This is a genomic window from Streptomyces sp. JLBJ103 (genome assembly GCF_058215575.1).
Map to the genome: position 1 here is coordinate 3,428,788 of NZ_CM177089.1, position 16,906 is coordinate 3,445,693.

Below are 16,906 nucleotides of genomic sequence, written 5' to 3' on the forward strand. Positions count from 1 at the left end.
GTCCCCACCTTCCACTTTCGGCCGAGGGGCATACCCTTGCTCCGTGGCAAAGACGAAAAAGGCGAAGCAGGACAAAGGCCAGAAGATCGCCCCGGAGCGGAGGGCCGAGGAACAGATCTCGCCCCCGGACGGGGACGAGGTCGGCCTCGACTTCGCCCGCGCGTGGGTCGAATTCCCCGATCCGGCCGACGACGAACAGGTCTTCCGGTGTGATCTGACCTGGCTGACCTCCCGATGGACGTGCGTTTTCGGCCAGGGCTGCCAGGGCATCCAGGCGGGCCGCGCGAGCGATGGCTGCTGCACGCTGGGCGCGCACTTCTCGGACGAGGAGGACGAGAAGCGCGTCGGGCGCCATATGGCCCGGCTCACCCCGGAGATCTGGCAGTTCCACGACGAGGGGCACACCCGCGGCTGGGTGCAGGAGGACGAGGACGGTGAGCGCCAGACCCGCCGCCACCAGGGCTCGTGCATCTTCCAGAACCGCCCCGGATTCGCGGGCGGCGCGGGCTGCGCCCTGCACATCCTGGCGCTGCGCGAGGGGCGCGAACCGCTGGAGACCAAGCCGGACGTGTGCTGGCAGCTGCCGGTGCGGCGGACGTACGAGTGGATCGACCGGCCCGACGACACCCAGGTGCTCCAGGTCACCATCGGCGAGTACGACCGGCGCGGCTGGGGGCCGGGCGGCCACGATCTGCACTGGTGGTGCACCTCGGCGACCTCGGCGCACGGGGCCGGTGATCCGGTCTACGTCTCCTACCGGCCGGAGCTCACCGAGCTGATGGGCAAGGCCGGATACGACCGGCTGGCCGAGCTCTGCGAGGCCCGCCTGGCGTCCACGCTGCCGCTGCTGGCCCCGCATCCGGCCGACCCGGCCGTATAGGCCCTGTCCTACCGATCTTCGCGGGCCCGCGACGCCTGGCACCGCGCCTCGCCGCGTTGTCGGGATCTTCCGAGTACGCCCAGTACGAGGACGACCCTCCGCCTTACGATCCACGGCACCAGACGCCGCGGGCTGATCCACGAAGATCGACAGGACAGGACCTAGCCGCACCCGGCCGGTCCTGCGGGCCTGGTCTTGCGGTGGCTAGTCCTTCGGTGTCTTCGCGGAACCGGAGCCGGAAGGGGCGGGGGACGGATCGTCCGGCGTGGGGCTCGGGGTGCCGGACGGCTCACTGGGCCCGGGCGTCGGCTCGGGGGGCGCGCCCTGGCCCTCGATCACCACGGCCGCGCCCGAGGGCCCGATCGTGACCCGGGCACTCCAGTGGCCGGACGGCTCGCGCTCCTGGTCCACCGAGACCGTGATCGTCGTGGACTCGCCGGACCGGAGCATCCCGGCCGTGTGGTTCAGCAGGAGCCAGTCCGCCCCCGCGGAGGCGGACCAGCGGACCGGGGAGCCACCGGAGGCCGTGAGGGTGATGACGGTCGTATCGCCCTGGGGCTGGGCCTCGACGGTCAGCCGCCCCGGACCGGGCGCGGGACGGGCCGGGCCGGAGCTGCCGCCGGGACGGTCGCCGCGGTCCGTGGAGCCCGGTGTGCCCGGCCGCCGGTCGCCGTTCTTCCCGGCGTGCCCACCACGGTGACGGTGCTCCACCGTGCCGTCCGGGCTGATGACCTCGACCGAGACATCCGACGGCCGCTTGCCGCCCTTGGCGCTCCGGGTGGCGCCGAGCGGAGCGCCGGAACGGTCCTGCGCGCTGCCGGTGCGCTCGTAGGAGCGTCCGTCCAGCCCCTTGTGACCGGCGGGCTCCTGCTCGGCGGCGTCCGCATTGGCGGCGGCCACCGAGTCCGTGTCGTGCTCGTCACCGGCCAGCGGGGCGCCCCGGTAAGCCGCCCACAGCGCGAGCACCGGGGCCGCCACGACCGTGGCGACCACTGTGGTGGTGAGCGCGCGGCTGCGCATCCGGCTGCGCCGCGCGGCCCGGTCCTGGGGGTCCAGCGGGAAGCCGCGCCGATCGAAGCGGGGGCCCGGGACGGCGCGTGCGGGGCGCCCGCTGAGGGCGCACATCATCGCGGCCCGCACCGCCGCCCGCGGCGCCTCCACCAGCGGCAGCGCGGCGGGCGCCGCGGCTGTACCGGGCCAGGGGCCGTTCGCCGTGGCCCGCTCGGCCATCCGGCGGCACTCACGGCAGTCGTCCACGTGCCGCACCAGCTCACGGCGGAGGGCGGCGGAGAGCAGCACCTGGGTGTCGCCCGCGAGCCGGGCGACCACCGGGCAGTGGCCCAGCTCGACGACGGCGAGCGCGGCGCGGGTCCGCTCCACCTCGCAGGCCGCGCTGGCGAGCAGGGTGCGGGTCTCGTCCTGCTCCTTGCCGAGCGCGGCGGCCACCTCGGCCGGGGTGAGCTGATGGCGCACCGCGAGCTCGAGCGCCTCGCGCTGCTCGGCGGTGGTCCCGGCGGCCTCCGGCCAGGCGAGCGCGGCCAGTTCACGGCGGCGCTGGGCGGCGAGCGGCTCGGGCAGCCCGGCGTCCGCGGCGGAAGCGGCGGCGGAAGCGGCAGTGGTCGTGTCGGCGACGCCCAGCGGGGTGTCCGGCCCCTGGTCGCCGTGGCGCGTGCGGACCGCCCGCCAGTCCCTGAGCCCCCGGTACTCCCGACGCTCCTTCAGCTCGGCCAGCTTCCGCAGACAGGCCCAGCGGGCGACCGCGTAGAGCCAGGGGCGGCACAGATCCCCCTCGGCGGGCCCGCGCCCACGCCCCCGGCCGCGCCGGCGCTCGGCCACCGCCAGCACATCGCCGAGGGTGGCGGCAGCCGCGTCGTGTTCGCACAGGACCGACAGGCAGTACGTGAACAGGCCGTCGAGGTACGGCTCGTAGCGCGCGGGCGGGCGCTGGGGGCGCGTATTGCCGGAGCGCGGCGCACGCCGATCCGCCCGGTGTCCGCCGGTGGCCTGTGTCGAGTGCTCGGACCTGCTGCTCATCACTTGGTGACGGTAGGCGGATGATGCAGACTTCTTCGCGCCACTTGCACAGTTTTAACCCTTACGGGTGACCATCTCCCTCATAAGGGGACAGGTGTCCCACCCTGGTGGCCGCAACCTGCTATGCGCCTCCCGGACCGGGCCCACGGCGCCCCGCTGTCGGCGGCCGACGCTAGCGTTACGGCATGGCTGCCCGTAGCTCCTCCCGCTCATCCGCCAAGGACCGGCCCTCCTACCGCTGCACCGAATGCGGCTGGACCACCGCCAAGTGGCTCGGCCGCTGTCCCGAGTGCCAAGCGTGGGGCACCGTCGAGGAGTTCGGCGCACCCGCGGTGCGGACCACCGCACCGGGCCGGGTCACCTCGGCCGCGGTGCCCATCGGCCAGGTCGACGGCCGTCAGGCCACCGCCCGCTCCACCGGGGTGGACGAGCTGGACCGGGTGCTCGGCGGCGGTCTGGTGCCCGGCGCCGTGGTGCTGCTCGCCGGGGAGCCGGGGGTCGGCAAGTCCACGCTGCTGCTCGACGTCTCCGCCAAGGCCGCCACCGACGAACACCGCACGCTGTACATCACCGGGGAGGAGTCGGCGAGCCAGGTGCGGCTGCGCGCCGACCGCATCGGCGCGCTCAGCGAGCATCTGTATCTCGCCGCGGAGACCGACCTCTCCGCCGTCCTCGGCCATCTCGACTCGGTCAAGCCGTCCCTGCTGGTGCTGGACTCCGTGCAGACCGTCGCCTCCCCCGAGATCGACGGCGCGCCGGGCGGGATGGCGCAGGTCCGCGAGGTGGCCGGGGCGCTGATCCGCGCCTCCAAGGAGCGCGGGATGTCCACCCTGCTGGTGGGCCATGTGACCAAGGACGGCGCGATCGCGGGCCCCCGGCTGCTGGAGCACCTGGTCGATGTGGTGCTGCACTTCGAGGGCGACCGGCACGCCCGGCTGCGGCTGGTGCGCGGGGTGAAGAACCGCTACGGGGCCACCGACGAGGTCGGCTGCTTCGAGCTGCACGACGAGGGCATCACCGGTCTCGCCGACCCCTCCGGGCTCTTCCTCACCCGCCGCGACGAGCCGGTGCCGGGCACCTGTCTGACCGTCACGCTGGAGGGCCGCAGGCCGCTGGTGGCCGAGGTGCAGGCGCTCACCGTGGACACCCAGATCCCCTCCCCCCGCCGCACCACCTCGGGTCTGGAGACCTCCCGGGTGTCGATGATGCTCGCCGTGCTGGAGCAGCGCGGCCGGATCAACGCGCTGGGCAAGCGCGACATCTACAGCGCCACGGTGGGCGGGGTGAAGCTGACCGAGCCCGCCGCTGACCTGGCCGTGGCGCTGGCGCTGGCCAGCGCCGCCAGTGACACCCCGCTGCCGAAGAATCTGGTGGCGATCGGCGAGGTGGGGCTCGCGGGCGAGGTCCGCCGGGTCACGGGAGTGCAGCGGCGGCTGGCCGAGGCCGCCCGGCTCGGCTTCACCCACGCCCTCGTCCCCTCCGACGCGGGCCGGATCCCCGACGGGATGCGGGTGCTGGAGGTCGCGGACATCGGGGACGCGCTGCGGGTGCTGCCCCGGCGCCGGGAGCGGGGCGAGCGGGCCCCGGCGACCACCGGGGACCGCGGCTGAGCGCGTCGGTTACGGTGCGTCGGGGCGGAGGGCTGAGTGCCGCACTCCGCTTCCTGCCCACGGGCGTACGCCGGGAGACCCCACGGGAGGCCGTTGGCCGCCGGTAGACTTTGCCCTGGTCTCGCCCGTACGTGGCCTCGCACACCGGCACGGAAGGGCGATCGCGGCACCGACAGACGTGGCGACGGAGGAGTGCAGTGGCAGCAGGCGACCGGGCTTCGGCTCCCGGCAAAGCCGACGGTCTGATGCGCGCCTCCCTGAGCGCGGTCGCGCCCGGTACGGCGCTGCGCGACGGCCTGGAGCGGGTGCTCCGCGGCAATACGGGCGGGCTGATCGTGCTCGGCACGGACCGCACCGTGGAGTCGCTGTGTACCGGCGGCTTCGTCCTCGACGTCGAGTTCACCGCGACCCGGCTGCGCGAGCTGTGCAAGCTGGACGGCGCGCTGATCCTCGACAAGGACATCACCAAGATCGTGCGGGCGGGGGTGCAGCTCGTCCCGGACGCGTCGATCCCCACCGAGGAGACCGGCACCCGTCACCGCACCGCGCAGCGCGTCTCGATCCAGACCGGCTTCCCGGTGGTCTCCGTCAGCCAGTCGATGCGGCTGATCGCGCTGTATGTGGACGGGCAGCGGCGGGTCCTGGAGGACTCCGCGGCGATCCTCTCCCGCGCCAACCAGGCGCTGGCCACCCTGGAGCGCTACAAGCTCCGGCTGGACGAGGTCGCGGGCACCCTCTCCGCCCTGGAGATCGAGGACCTGGTCACGGTCCGGGATGTGAGCGCGGTCGCACAGCGTCTTGAGATGGTCCGGCGCATCGCCACCGAGATCGCCGAGTACGTGGTCGAGCTGGGCACCGACGGGCGGCTGCTCTCGCTCCAGCTGGACGAGCTGATCGCGGGCGTGGAGCCGGAGCGCGAGCTCGTGGTGCGTGACTACGTCCCCGAGCCGACCGCCAAACGCACCCGCACCGTCGCCGACGCGCTCACCGAGCTGGACCGGCTGACCCATGCCGAGCTGCTCGAACTGCCCATCGTGGCACGGGCGCTGGGATACAGCGGCTCGCCCGAGACGCTGGACGCGGCGGTCTCGCCGCGCGGCTTCCGGCTGCTGGCGAAGGTACCGCGGCTGCCGGGGGCCATCATCGAGCGGCTGGTGGAGCACTTCGGCGGATTGCAGAAGCTGCTGGCCGCCAGCGTGGACGATCTCCAGATGGTGGACGGCGTGGGCGAGGCGCGGGCGCGCTCGGTCCGCGAAGGGCTCTCCCGGCTGGCCGAGTCGTCGATCCTGGAACGTTACGTCTGACGGCGAACGCTACGTCTGACGGCGAAAGGGGCCCCGAAGGGCCCCTGACCAGCAGGCCCTGTCCGGGGCGTCAGTCCTTCTTCAGGACGAACGACACCTGCGCGGTGCCGAGTCCGTCCAGCTTCGCCTCCACCAGGTAGGTGCCCGACGTGGCCGCCGCCCGCCCCGACGGAGTGGCGCAGTGCTCGGCGCTGCGCTTGCGGTCCCACTCCACGGTGCGCTTGGTCTCGCCGGAGCCCGGCACCTCGACCAGGGCGGTGGCGCTGCCCTTCGGGCAGTCGCCGGAGGCCCAGATGTGCTCGTTGTCCGCGTCGGTGATGGTCAACGAGGCGGCCTCGCGGCCGAAGTCGACCTTGCAGGAGCTGTTCGAGGTGTTCTTCACGACGATCTCGAACGTAGGCTTCTCACCCGGTCCGTAGGAGTTCCTGGTCTTCTCGCCCTTGACGCTGCGCACCGTCAGGTCGATATCCCCGCGTCGGCAGTCGGGCAGGCTGGAGCCGACCGGGAGGGTCCGCCCGTCGCCGCTGCCGATGCCGCCGCCGGTACCCCTGCCGTCGGAGCCGGTGCCCGTACCACCGCTGTCCGTGCCCTCGTCGCCGGTGCCACCGGAACCGGGGTCATCGGATCCGTCGCCGCTGTCCGACTCGTCGCGCCCGCCCGGCCGTTCACTGTTGACCGGGGTGGAGGAGGTAGGTCCGGGGGTGATGGTGGACGCGGGTCCGCCACCCGCCCGCTTGCCGTCATCGTGTCCGCCGCCGCCCGAACCGCCCCAGCCGGACGCCCAGATGACAAGGAGTACGAGGAGCCCGAGAAGGGCCAGCGCAACAGCCCTCCGCCGCCAGTAGATGGAGGAGGGAAGCGGCCCGATCGGATTGCGCAGAGATCCCACGCGGAAACTCTACGAGAGATCCGGCGCGCGACCCGCCAATAATCACCGCTCGAACCCCTACTTTTCTCATCATCGGACAGGATCCGCCATCCGGGGCCGTACCCCGGGACGGCAAGCGGCCGTCCGTTCCCGCCACGACGCCCGGATTGCACGATTTTTTACCAGTCCGACGCGGCTCGACCCGAACGCCCGCGCCCTCGGCCACCGTCGGGGGCCCCGGCATGCCAGGATCGTCAGTGATGACTGCCAATCCCGCCCTCCCGGCCGCCGTAAGCCCGACCTCCACCGACGGTGCCACCTTCCACCGGCCCGTCATCGACTGGTTCGACGCGCACGCCCGCGATCTGCCCTGGCGCCGCCCGGAGGCGGGGGCCTGGGGTGTGATGGTGAGCGAGTTCATGCTTCAGCAGACCCCGGTGAGCCGGGTGCTGCCGGTGTACGAGCAGTGGCTCGCCCGCTGGCCGCGCCCCGCCGACCTGGCCGCCGAGCCGCCCGGTGAGGCGGTCCGCGCCTGGGGCCGGCTCGGCTATCCGCGCCGCGCCCTGCGGCTGCACGGCGCCGCGGCCGCGATAAGGGAGCGGCACGGCGGCGACGTACCGACCGACCACGCGCAGCTGCTGGCGCTGCCGGGCGTCGGCGAATACACGGCCGCGGCGGTGGCGTCCTTCGCGTACGGACAGCGCCACGCGGTCCTGGACACCAATGTGCGGCGGGTGTTCGCACGGGCCATCGCCGGTACGCAGTACCCGCCGAACGCCACCACCGCCGCCGAACGCAAGCTGGCCCGCACTCTGCTGCCCGACGACGAGCACACCGCGGCCCGCTGGGCGGCCGCCACGATGGAGCTGGGCGCGCTGGTGTGCACGGCCCGTACGCCCGCCTGTGTGCGCTGCCCGATCGTGGCGCACTGTGCCTGGCACGGGGCCGGGGCACCGGAGCACGACGGCCCGCCGCGGCGCGGCCAGACCTACGCCGGGACCGACCGGCAGGTGCGCGGCAAGCTGTTGGCGGTGTTGCGGGAGGCGATCGCACCGGTTCCGCAGGCGTCGCTGGACCAGGTGTGGGACGAACCGGTGCAGCGGGCCCGGGCGCTGGACGGTCTGGTGTCCGACGGTCTCGTCGAACCGCTCGCGGGCGGGTACTACCGGCTGCCGCTGACGTGATCCGCCCCACTCCCAACAGCCCTTCTGTGACAGAGCTGTGACACGACACGGACCCGGTTCTGACACGCCGTCGCTCCGGGTTCCGTTGTTACACAACCTACGGATAGCTGTGCATTGGCCGAGGTGCTGATGCACATGGCGCCGCAACAGCGCCTCCGTAGCGTCCTTCCCGTGCTGGACGACCGCCAGCGCATCCGATGGGGAACACGCGGGATGGAGGCTGCACATGTCCGGCAGCGGCAAGGTTCTGGATTTTGAAGAGTACGTGCGGAACCGGCAGGACGCCCTGCTGCGCAGCGCCCGCCGGCTGGTCCCCGACCCCGTCGAGGCGCAGGACCTCCTCCAGACGGCTCTGGTGCGCACCTACGGACGCTGGGACGGCATAGCCGACAAGTCGCTCGCCGACGCCTACCTCCGACGCGTCATGATCAACACCCGTACCGAGTGGTGGCGCGCCCGCAAGCTGGACGAGGTGCCCACCGAGCAGCTGCCGGAGGCCAGTGTCGAGGACGGCACCGAACAGCACGCCGACCGCGCCCTCTTGATCGACATCCTCGGAGTCCTGGCTCCCAAGCAGCGCAGTGTCGTGGTGCTGCGACACTGGGAGCAGATGACGACGGAGGAGACGGCGGAGGCGCTGGGAATGTCGACCGGCACGGTCAAGAGCACGCTGCACCGGGCACTGGCCCGGTTGCGGCAGGAGCTGGAGAGCCGCGACCTGGACGCTCGTGCGCTCGGTCGCCCCCGCGGCGCGGAGGACAAGGCCGCCGCCCCGGTGCGCAAGCCCAGCCGGCTCCGCCACACCCGCCACGAGCGGGAGCAGGAACGGTGCGCGGCCTGACCAGGGCCTCTCCCTTCAGGAGCGCAATGATCACCGGCGGCGCGATCGTAGGACTCGTGGCCGCCGGAGGCTGGATGCTGGCCGGCTGCGGCACGAGCAGCCAGGGGGTGCGCAAGGAAGGCCCCGCGCAGACCGAGTGGACGTCGACCGCGTCGGACTCCGGCAAGCAGGCGGGCGGTGCCTCGGCCCTGCCCAGCCCCCAGCAGAAGATCGACCCCGTCCGGCTGGTCAAAGAGGACTCCCAGGTCAGTGAGGATCTGAAGGAGAACCTCAAGCCCTGCCGGAAGGCCACCAAGAGCACACCGCTGGTCGATGGCTATCCGCTGGACATCACCAAGGGCAAACTGACCGGATCCGGCTCCCCCGATCTGGTCATCAACGTCATGTCCTGCACCGACGGCTTCGGCATCGGCTCGTATGTGTACCGCAAGGTGGGGCAGAAGTACCAGAACGTCTTCCAGGACGAGAAGCCTCCCGTCTACGCCGTCATCGCCAAGGGGACACTCCAGGTCACCCAGCTCTCCTACTCCTCCGGGGATCCCGTCTGCTGTCCCTCGCGCGAGGACCTCATCACCTACCGTTGGTCCGGGCAGCTCCAGGAGTTCGCGGAAGTCACCCGCAAGCACACGGACTACAGCACGCCCAAGGACGAACCGACCCCGGAACCCAACGGAACGGAAGGCTGACCCCAGGCTGTGGCCGAAACCCATGTGCTCTTCGTCGAGGACGACGATGTCATTCGCGAGGCCACCCAGCTCGCTCTGGAGCGCGACGGTTTTCTGGTGACCGCCGCGCCCGACGGGCTGACCGGACTGGAGCAGTTCCGCGCCCGCCGACCCGATATCGCGCTGCTCGATGTGATGGTCCCCGGGCTGGACGGGGTGAGCCTGTGCCGCCGGATCCGCGATGAGTCCACCGTCCCCGTGATCATGCTGTCGGCCCGCGCCGACGCGATCGACGTGGTGCTCGGCCTGGAGGCCGGTGCCGACGACTACGTCACCAAGCCCTTCGACGGCGCGGTGCTGGTCGCCCGGATCCGGGCGGTGCTGCGCCGCTTCGGCCACGCCAGCGGCCCGGGCGGCCGGGGCGCGGAGGACGGCCCGGAGGAACCGGACTGCGGAGTGCTGCGGTTCGGCGATCTGGAGGTGGACCCGGAGGGCATGGAGGTCCGCAAGGGCGGTGAGCAGGTCGCGCTGACCCCGACCGAGATGCGGCTGCTGCTGGAGTTCTCCTCCGCGCCGGGCACCGTGCTCTCCCGCGACAAGCTGCTGGAGCGGGTCTGGGAGTACGGCTGGGGCGGGGACACCCGGGTGGTGGACGTCCATGTGCAGCGGCTGCGCGGCAAGATAGGCCAGGACCGTATCGAGACGGTCCGCGGCTTCGGCTACAAGCTCAAGGGCTGACCCGGTGGTGAAGCTCGCACTGCGCTCCGGACTTCGCTGGAAGGTCAGCCTGGCCATCGCCGCCGTGAGCGCGCTCGTCGCCGTCGCGCTGAGCCTTGTTGTGCACAACGCGGCCCGTGTCTCGATGCTCGACAACAGCCGCAATGTGATGGACGAGCGGGTCAAGGTCGCCCAGCGGTGGTACGAGCAGTCCCGGGTGCTGGGATTCGGCGCCAAACTGGACGACCCCGAACTGCCCGAGCTGCTGAAGAAGGAGGCCTGGCGCGGACAGCGTGCCACCTACCTGGAGGACTCCGGCACCGGCACCCCCGAGGTATGGGCCTCGGTCCCGCTTCAGAACGGCAAAGTGCTGTCCGTGCACACCCGGTTCAAGGACCGCTTCGCCGTCCTCAACGACCTGGACCGGGTGCTGATCCTGGGCTCGGTGTCGGTGGTGCTGGGCGGGATCGCGCTCGGGGTGCTCATCGGTGACCAGCTCTCCCGGCGGCTGCGCAAGGCCGCCACCGCGGCCCGCAAACTGGCCGAGGGCGACTCCGAGGTGCGGGTGCGGGAGGCGATCGGCGGCCGGGTGCGCGACGAGACCGACGATCTCGCCCGCGCCGTCGACGGCATGGCCGAGGCGTTGCAGCAGCGGCTCGAGGCGGAGCGCCGGGTCACCGCCGATATCGCCCATGAGCTGCGCACCCCGGTCACCGGACTGCTCACCGCCGCCGAACTGCTGCCCCCGGGGCGCCCGACCGAACTGGTCCGGGACCGGGCACAGGCGATGCGCACCCTGGTCGAGGACGTCCTGGAAGTGGCGCGGCTGGACGGCTTCGCCGAGCGCGCCGAACTCCAGGAGATCGAGCTGGGCGAGTTCATCACCCGCCGGGTGCGGGTGGTGGCCCCGGACGCGGTGGTCACCGTGTTGCGCGACGCCCATGTCTCCACCGATCCGCGCAGACTGGAGCGGATCCTCGGCAATCTCCTCGCCAACGCCGCCCGGCACGGCAAGCCGCCCTTCGAGGTGACCGTCGAAGGGCGGGTGCTGCGCGTGCGCGACCACGGCCCCGGCTTCCCGGAGGCACTGCTGAAGGACGGGCCGAGCCGCTTCCGCACCGGCAGCAAGGACCGGGCGGGCAAGGGCCATGGACTGGGGCTGACCATCGCCGCGGGCCAGGCACGAGTGCTGGGCGCCCGGCTGACCTTCCGGAACGCGGAGCCGACGGCGGAGGGCGAGGACGGCGCGGTGGCGGTGCTGTGGCTGCCGGAGTCCGCGCCCACCAACACCGGCAGCTTCCCCGTCATCGAGGTCCCGGACTAGCCAGGTCCTGAGCGTCCTCACTCCTCGGCGCAGCGCGATGCCGGCATGCCCACCACCGACAGCGGGCTGCCCGGCGCCGTCCCCCGGCCCGGAGACGGGCACGGGAGGGACGCCGGACAGCCCGGCTGGGACAGTGCGTCCGGCTCAGACGGTCTCGGCCACCGGCGCCCGCTCCACCGGGGCCGCGTCGCCATCCTCCGCCTTGGGCGCGGCGCCGCGCAGCGGCAGCTCCTTGATGAACCAGGAGGCCGCGAAGGCGACCGCGGCGGCCAGCGAGCCCCACAGGAAGACCTGGTGGGTGCCGTTGGAGACGGCGTGGGCGTAGGCGTCCCTGATCCCGGCGGGCAGCTTGTCGAGCTGGGACGGCTCCAACTGGGCGCCACCGGAGGTGATCGCCTTCCCCTTGTCACCGGCCCTCTCGACCATGGTGTCCTGGACCCGGTGGGTGAAGAGCACCCCGAGGATCGCCACACCGAAGGAGCCGCCGAGGGTACGGAAGAGCGTGGCCGAGGAGGAGCCGACGCCCATGTCCTTCATCTCCACGCTGTTCTGCGCGATCAGCATGGTCAGCTGCATCAGGAAGCCCATGCCCGCGCCGAGCACCGCCATGTAGATACCGGTGGTCAGCCGGCTGGTGCCGGTGTCCATCGTGCCCAGCAGCACCATGCCGGCGGTGAGCAGCACCCCGCCCACGATCGGGAACATCCGGTACTTGCCGGTCTCGGTGGTGACCCGGCCCACGACCAGCGAGATCAGCAGCATGGTCAGCAGCATCGGGAGCAGCAGCAGCCCGGAGTTGGTGGCGGAGGCACCCTGCACGGTCTGCTGGTACAGCGGCAGGAAGGTGAGCGCACCGAACATCACGAAGCCGACCAGGAAGCCGACGAAGGTGATGACCGAGAAGTTGCGGCTGCGGAAGATATGCAGCGGAAGCACCGGTTCGGCCGCCCGCCGCTCGACGTACAGGAAGGCGACGAGGGAGGCGACGGCGACCACGCCGAGCCCGATGATCTGAGCCGAGACCCAGTCGTACTCGCTGCCGCCCCAGGTGGTGATGAGCACCAGCGCGGTGATCCCGGCGGTCAGCAGCCCGGCTCCGGTGTAGTCGATCCGCGCCTCGGTCCGCTTCTTCGGCAGATGCAGCACCGCCGTCACGGCGGTCAGGGCGATCACGCCGAGCGGCAGGTTGATGTAGAAGATCCAGCGCCAGCCGAGGTGGTCGGTGAGGGTACCGCCGGCCAGCGGGCCGCCGATCATGGCGACGCCCATCACGGCGGCCATCATGCCCTGGTACTTGCCGCGCTCCCGCGGCGGCACCAGATCACCGATGATCGCCATCACGCCGACCACCAGACCACCGGCGCCGAGGCCCTGGAGCGCCCGGAAACCGATCAGCTGGCCCATGGTCTGGGCCAGACCGGAGAGCGCCGAACCCACCAGGAAGATCACGATCGAGGTGAGGAAGATGCCCTTGCGGCCGTACATGTCGCCGAGCTTGCCCCAGATGGGGGTCGAGGCGGCGGTCGCGAGCGTATAGGCCGTGACCACCCAGGAGAGGTGGTTGAGCCCACCGAGGTCTCCCACGATCGTGGGCATCGCGGTGCCGACGATCATGTTGTCGAGCATCGCGAGCAGCATCGTGATCATCAAGGCCAGCATCACCACACCGGTGCTGCGCGGCTTCCGGTCCGCCTTGCCCTGCGGTGGCACCGAGGCGGGCGGTACTTCACCTTCCGGCTGAATCTTGGGCATGATCTCCATTCCCCCTGGTTATGACGTGAGCCCGCAACCCGCCACTTACTTGCCGACCGGCTAGTTGCGTAGAGTGGAGACGGTAGGACGTCAACTAGCCGGGCGTCAAGTAAGTAGAGGTGCGGCCCGCCGGGGCCTACGCGGACACAGGAGAGCGACCATGGGCAGCACAGCGCGCGAGGGCGAGCCGAAGGCGCGCCGGGGCGATACCCGCCAGCGCATTCAGGACGTCGCCCTGGAACTCTTCGCCGAGCGCGGCTACGAGAAGACCTCGCTGCGGGAGATCGCCGAGCAGCTGGAGGTCACCAAGGCCGCGCTCTACTACCACTTCAAGACCAAGGAGGACATCCTCCACAGCCTCTTCCAGGACCTGGGGCAGCCGCTGGACGAGCTGCTCGCCTGGGGTGCGGAGCAGCCCCGCACTCTGGAGACCAAGCAGGAGCTGATGCGCCGCTACAGCGCCGCCCTGACCAACGCCGCCCCGCTGTTCCGCTTTATGCAGGAGAACCAGGCGACGGTGCGCGAGCTGAGCATCGGCCAGATCTTCAAGGACCGGATGTTCGCGATGTCCGATCTGATCCGGGAGCCCGACGCGTCCCTGTCGGACCAGGTCCGCTGTGTGACCGCGCTCTTCAGCATGCACGCCGGGCCGTGGGCGCTCCAGACGATCGAGGGCGACCCCGAGGACAAGCGCAAGGCTGCCCTGGAGGTCGCCCTCGACCTGGTGACTCAGGCCCATACGGGTCAGTAGCGGATCCCGCGGTCCTTCATGTACTTGCCGGTGTCGTAGGCCGAGCCGTAGTCGGGGCCACTGCGGCCCTCGAAGTGCAGGTGCGGACCGGTGGAGTTGCCGGTGCTGCCGGACAGGCCGATCTCCTCGCCGGTCTTCACGGTCTCACCGATCCAGGCGCGGATGTCCGACAGGTGCGCGTACTGCGTGTAGCTGCCGTCCTCGTGCTTGATCACGATGGCGTTGCCGTACGCCGGACCGTCACCGCCGCCGTTGGGGCCCGCCTTGACGACCACACCGTGGTGGACGGCGCGCACCGAGGTACCGGTCGGCACGACGAAGTCCTGGCCACTGTGGTTGTGCGCCCACAGTTTGCCCGCGCGGCCGAAGGGGACGCCCAGCGTGTACTTGGCGACCGGGGTCACCCACGCGTTCTCGGCGGCCTTGGCAGCCGCGACCTTGGCCGCGGCGATCTTCGCGGCCTTCGCGGCCGCCGCCTGCTCGGCGGCGACGGCCTTCTCCACGGTGGTGGCCTGGGCCTTCACCGAGTCGCCGAGGGAGGCGGCGGAGGCCACCGTCAGGGTGTCGGTGCTCTTCGCGGCTTCGGCGGCGAGCGCCACTCCGGCCCCGAGCACGACCGAGGCGCTCACGCCCACGGCGACGACGGCGACGCGGGCACGCCGGACGGAAGAGAGAGAAGAGCGGCGGAATATGGCACGCGGCGACATGGCGAAACGACCTCCAGAACGTCAGGGGGTACCGGCTGGGGGCCGGATCAGACGCTCCTTGTTATCCCGCCACCGCGATTCCGCCAACGCGCGGTTCTACTAAGGAGACCAGTAGTGAAGAAAGGGTCGGGATTCCCTTTCCTCGCCCACCTCAGGGCAGTTAAAGAGGTCGCAAAGTTGGCTCTGAGCTGGACATATGCAGCCAGTTGAGTGATGGGCAAAATCCTGACCCCTTCGCAAGCGACCGTGCCCCTAATTCCCGTAGTAGGCCCGTAGCGGGCTGTGCGGCATATCACCGAGACATAAGATCGACTCCCGTTCCGGCGGGACTTTCGGCCGTCCGTTTCAGGACCAAGGCCCCGGCGCGAGAGCGCCACGAAGAAGGGCGCGGAACAACGGCCAGGGACACGCGCGAACAGCGGGCATAACCGGTTCGGCCCACCCGTAATGCCTGGTGTGTTGGGCATTGAGACCATTGACCCGATTCGCTTCACCCAGAACGAGGAGAGCCGGTCATGTCGAAGCGACTGCATGTGGGCAACCTGAGCTACCAGGTGACGAAGGACGACCTGGCGACCCTCTTCGGGCAGATCGGCGAGGTATTGGACGCCACCGTCATCACCGACCGGGAGAGCGGCCGCTCGCGCGGGTTCGGCTTCGTGGAGATGGACGACACGGCCGCCGAGAAGGCCATCGCCCAGCTCGACGGGCAGGAGATGAACGGGCGGGCGGTGACCGTCACCGAGGCGCGCGCCGTCTCGCGCGGCGGACGGTGAGCGTGCCGTTCGCCACGTATCCCCGTTTCGACTTGCAAGGCAAGTAGTGTGCCGTGGTGGGATGTTCTGATGCGATCCCCCACACGCATATCTCCACCTCGTCCACGCGCCTCTCACACCGATGTAACCAGCACGGATCCGAACGACACCGCGTATCTCGCCGCGTACGACACCTCGTACGACGACCAGTACGACGGCGTCAACGACCCGGTGTACAACGGTCCTTACGACCCGGCGCACGGCGCTGCGCACAGCGGCCCCGACCCCGCCGCCTACACCAACCCGTACGAGGAACTGGCCGAGTTGGCCGATCCGTACGACCCGGACGACCCGCTCGGGCTCGGGCTCAAGGCGGACGACGAGGACGACGCCGAGGCCGCCGACGACGAGCCGTGGACGCCGCCCAACCACCGCCGCCGCTCCCGGCGCGCGCGCAGCCGCTTCGCGGCCGTGCCGATCGCCGCCAAGCTGGTGATCGGCGCCCTGGTGGCCGCCACGCTGCTGCTGCTGGCCGACCGCTGTGCCGTGATGTACGCGGAGAAGAAGGCCGAGGAACAGCTCCAGAAGAAGATGGGCCTGGCCACCGCGCCGAATGTGACGATCCATGGCTTCCCGTTCCTCACCCAGGTGTGGAACAAGCAACTGGACGAGGTGGATGTCACGGTGCCCGATGTGGCGGCCGACCGGGTCTCGCTCGCCGAAGTGAGCACGAAGGCCAGGGACATCCGGCTCATCGGCGATGTGCCCAGCTCCATCCGCGGCGCCGTGGCGGGCGAGATGAAGGGCGACGTCCTGCTGGCGTTCGAGGACCTGAACCGCGAACTGGGCGCCTCCCAGGTGCGGTTCAGGGCGACCGGACCTGAGTCGGTGCGCGCCGACGGCAAACTGCCGGTGGCCGGAGAGCAGGTGACGATGCACGCCATGGCGCGGATCCGGCGCGACGGAGACCGGGGAATCTCCACCAGCGTCAGCGGGATGCGGCTGGACATGCCCGGAGTCGCCACCTACCGGCCCGGCCGTCACGAGGGACTGCGGCTGCACCGCAAGACCGCGGAGCGGATCAGCCGGGACGCCGAGAAGGCCAAGGCGCTGCTGACAGTGGGGTCGGTGGCGCGGCGGTTCGGGCTGGAGCCGGACTCCGGGGGCTCGTCGGTACCGGGATCGGTGCCGGACTCGGTGCCGGACAACGAACGGGTGGAGCAGATCACCAAGTCGCCGAAGTTCGTCCCGGCGCTGATGAAGGTCAACTTCGTCGATCTGGTGGCCGAACACCCCCAGCTGGTCAAGAAGCTGGGGATCGATCCCGCGGTGGCCTCCGCGCTGACCAAGCTGAAGGTGCCGGAGCTGTCGGAGAAGCTGTCGCTCTCCTTCCAGATGCCGAAGAAGGCCAAGGGCGTCCACATCCAGCACATCCGGGTGCGCCCGGACGGCATCGTGGCCGACCTTGTCGGCACCGAACTGCACCTGGGCAAGACCCGCTGAGCACTCGCCAC

The 16,906-nt window shown here is 71.0% G+C and carries 15 protein-coding genes; 11 read left to right on the forward strand and 4 right to left on the reverse strand.

Annotation, left to right across the window (positions count from 1 at the left end):
* Positions 1-43 precede the first annotated feature (43 nt).
* Complete coding sequence (locus tag AC4BEG_RS14970; protein WP_490706373.1) at positions 44-880, forward strand: DUF3109 family protein; 837 nt, start codon at positions 44-46, stop codon at positions 878-880.
* 204 nt (positions 881-1,084) lie between these two features.
* On the opposite strand, the gene AC4BEG_RS14975 is transcribed toward AC4BEG_RS14970, so the two are convergent.
* Positions 1,085-2,914 (reverse strand): BACON domain-containing protein, encoded by a 1,830-nt coding sequence (locus AC4BEG_RS14975; RefSeq protein WP_490706374.1) that lies wholly within the window; start codon positions 2,912-2,914, stop codon positions 1,085-1,087.
* Between the two features lie 185 nt (positions 2,915-3,099).
* Here AC4BEG_RS14975 and radA point away from each other — a divergent pair, with 185 nt between their 5' ends.
* Together radA and disA are read left to right on the forward strand one after the other, a co-directional pair.
* Complete coding sequence (gene radA, locus AC4BEG_RS14980) at positions 3,100-4,524, forward strand: DNA repair protein RadA (protein ID WP_490706375.1); 1,425 nt, start codon at positions 3,100-3,102, stop codon at positions 4,522-4,524.
* 245 nt (positions 4,525-4,769) lie between these two features.
* Positions 4,770-5,828 (forward strand): DNA integrity scanning diadenylate cyclase DisA, encoded by a 1,059-nt coding sequence (gene disA, locus AC4BEG_RS14985; RefSeq protein WP_490707089.1) that lies wholly within the window; start codon positions 4,770-4,772, stop codon positions 5,826-5,828.
* 70 nt (positions 5,829-5,898) lie between these two features.
* Here disA and AC4BEG_RS14990 read toward each other — a convergent pair whose 3' ends face one another.
* Positions 5,899-6,717, reverse strand: a complete 819-nt coding sequence (locus AC4BEG_RS14990) for a hypothetical protein (RefSeq protein ID WP_490706376.1) — start codon at positions 6,715-6,717, stop codon at positions 5,899-5,901.
* 239 nt (positions 6,718-6,956) lie between these two features.
* Between AC4BEG_RS14990 and AC4BEG_RS14995 the strand changes: the two genes are divergently transcribed.
* From AC4BEG_RS14995 to cseC, 5 genes are all read left to right on the forward strand, one after another.
* Entirely contained in the window at positions 6,957-7,880 is a 924-nt protein-coding gene (locus tag AC4BEG_RS14995) for an HhH-GPD family protein (RefSeq protein WP_490706377.1), read from the forward strand.
* A 226-nt stretch (positions 7,881-8,106) separates the two neighbouring features.
* Entirely contained in the window at positions 8,107-8,721 is a 615-nt protein-coding gene (locus AC4BEG_RS15000) for a SigE family RNA polymerase sigma factor (RefSeq protein WP_490706378.1), read from the forward strand.
* Positions 8,722-8,747: 26 nt separating this feature from the next.
* A complete protein-coding gene (locus AC4BEG_RS15005) occupies positions 8,748-9,407 on the forward strand; it encodes a hypothetical protein (RefSeq protein WP_490706379.1) in 660 nt (219 codons plus the stop codon).
* Between the two features lie 9 nt (positions 9,408-9,416).
* Complete coding sequence (gene cseB / locus AC4BEG_RS15010; RefSeq protein WP_490706380.1) at positions 9,417-10,124, forward strand: two-component system response regulator CseB; 708 nt, start codon at positions 9,417-9,419, stop codon at positions 10,122-10,124.
* Between the two features lie 4 nt (positions 10,125-10,128).
* Positions 10,129-11,427: a two-component system sensor histidine kinase CseC gene (cseC, locus tag AC4BEG_RS15015; protein WP_490706381.1), complete on the forward strand. Its 1,299-nt coding sequence runs from the start codon at positions 10,129-10,131 to the stop codon at positions 11,425-11,427.
* Between the two features lie 144 nt (positions 11,428-11,571).
* On the opposite strand, the gene AC4BEG_RS15020 is transcribed toward cseC, so the two are convergent.
* Positions 11,572-13,179 (reverse strand): MDR family MFS transporter, encoded by a 1,608-nt coding sequence (locus tag AC4BEG_RS15020; protein WP_490706382.1) that lies wholly within the window; start codon positions 13,177-13,179, stop codon positions 11,572-11,574.
* Between the two features lie 160 nt (positions 13,180-13,339).
* Between AC4BEG_RS15020 and AC4BEG_RS15025 the strand changes: the two genes are divergently transcribed.
* Positions 13,340-13,930 carry a TetR/AcrR family transcriptional regulator gene (locus tag AC4BEG_RS15025; RefSeq protein WP_490706383.1) on the forward strand — a complete coding sequence of 197 codons (591 nt, stop codon included), beginning with the start codon at positions 13,340-13,342 and terminating at the stop codon, positions 13,928-13,930.
* On the opposite strand, the gene AC4BEG_RS15030 is transcribed toward AC4BEG_RS15025, so the two are convergent.
* Positions 13,924-14,637: a M23 family metallopeptidase gene (locus AC4BEG_RS15030; protein WP_490706384.1), complete on the reverse strand. Its 714-nt coding sequence runs from the start codon at positions 14,635-14,637 to the stop codon at positions 13,924-13,926. The two genes, AC4BEG_RS15025 and AC4BEG_RS15030, sit on opposite strands and share 7 nt — an antisense overlap.
* A gap of 515 nt (positions 14,638-15,152) precedes the next feature.
* Between AC4BEG_RS15030 and AC4BEG_RS15035 the strand changes: the two genes are divergently transcribed.
* Entirely contained in the window at positions 15,153-15,413 is a 261-nt protein-coding gene (locus tag AC4BEG_RS15035; protein ID WP_201881393.1) for an RNA recognition motif domain-containing protein, read from the forward strand.
* A 69-nt stretch (positions 15,414-15,482) separates the two neighbouring features.
* A complete protein-coding gene (locus tag AC4BEG_RS15040) occupies positions 15,483-16,895 on the forward strand; it encodes an LmeA family phospholipid-binding protein (protein WP_490706385.1) in 1,413 nt (470 codons plus the stop codon).
* The last annotated feature ends 11 nt before the right edge of the window (positions 16,896-16,906 follow it).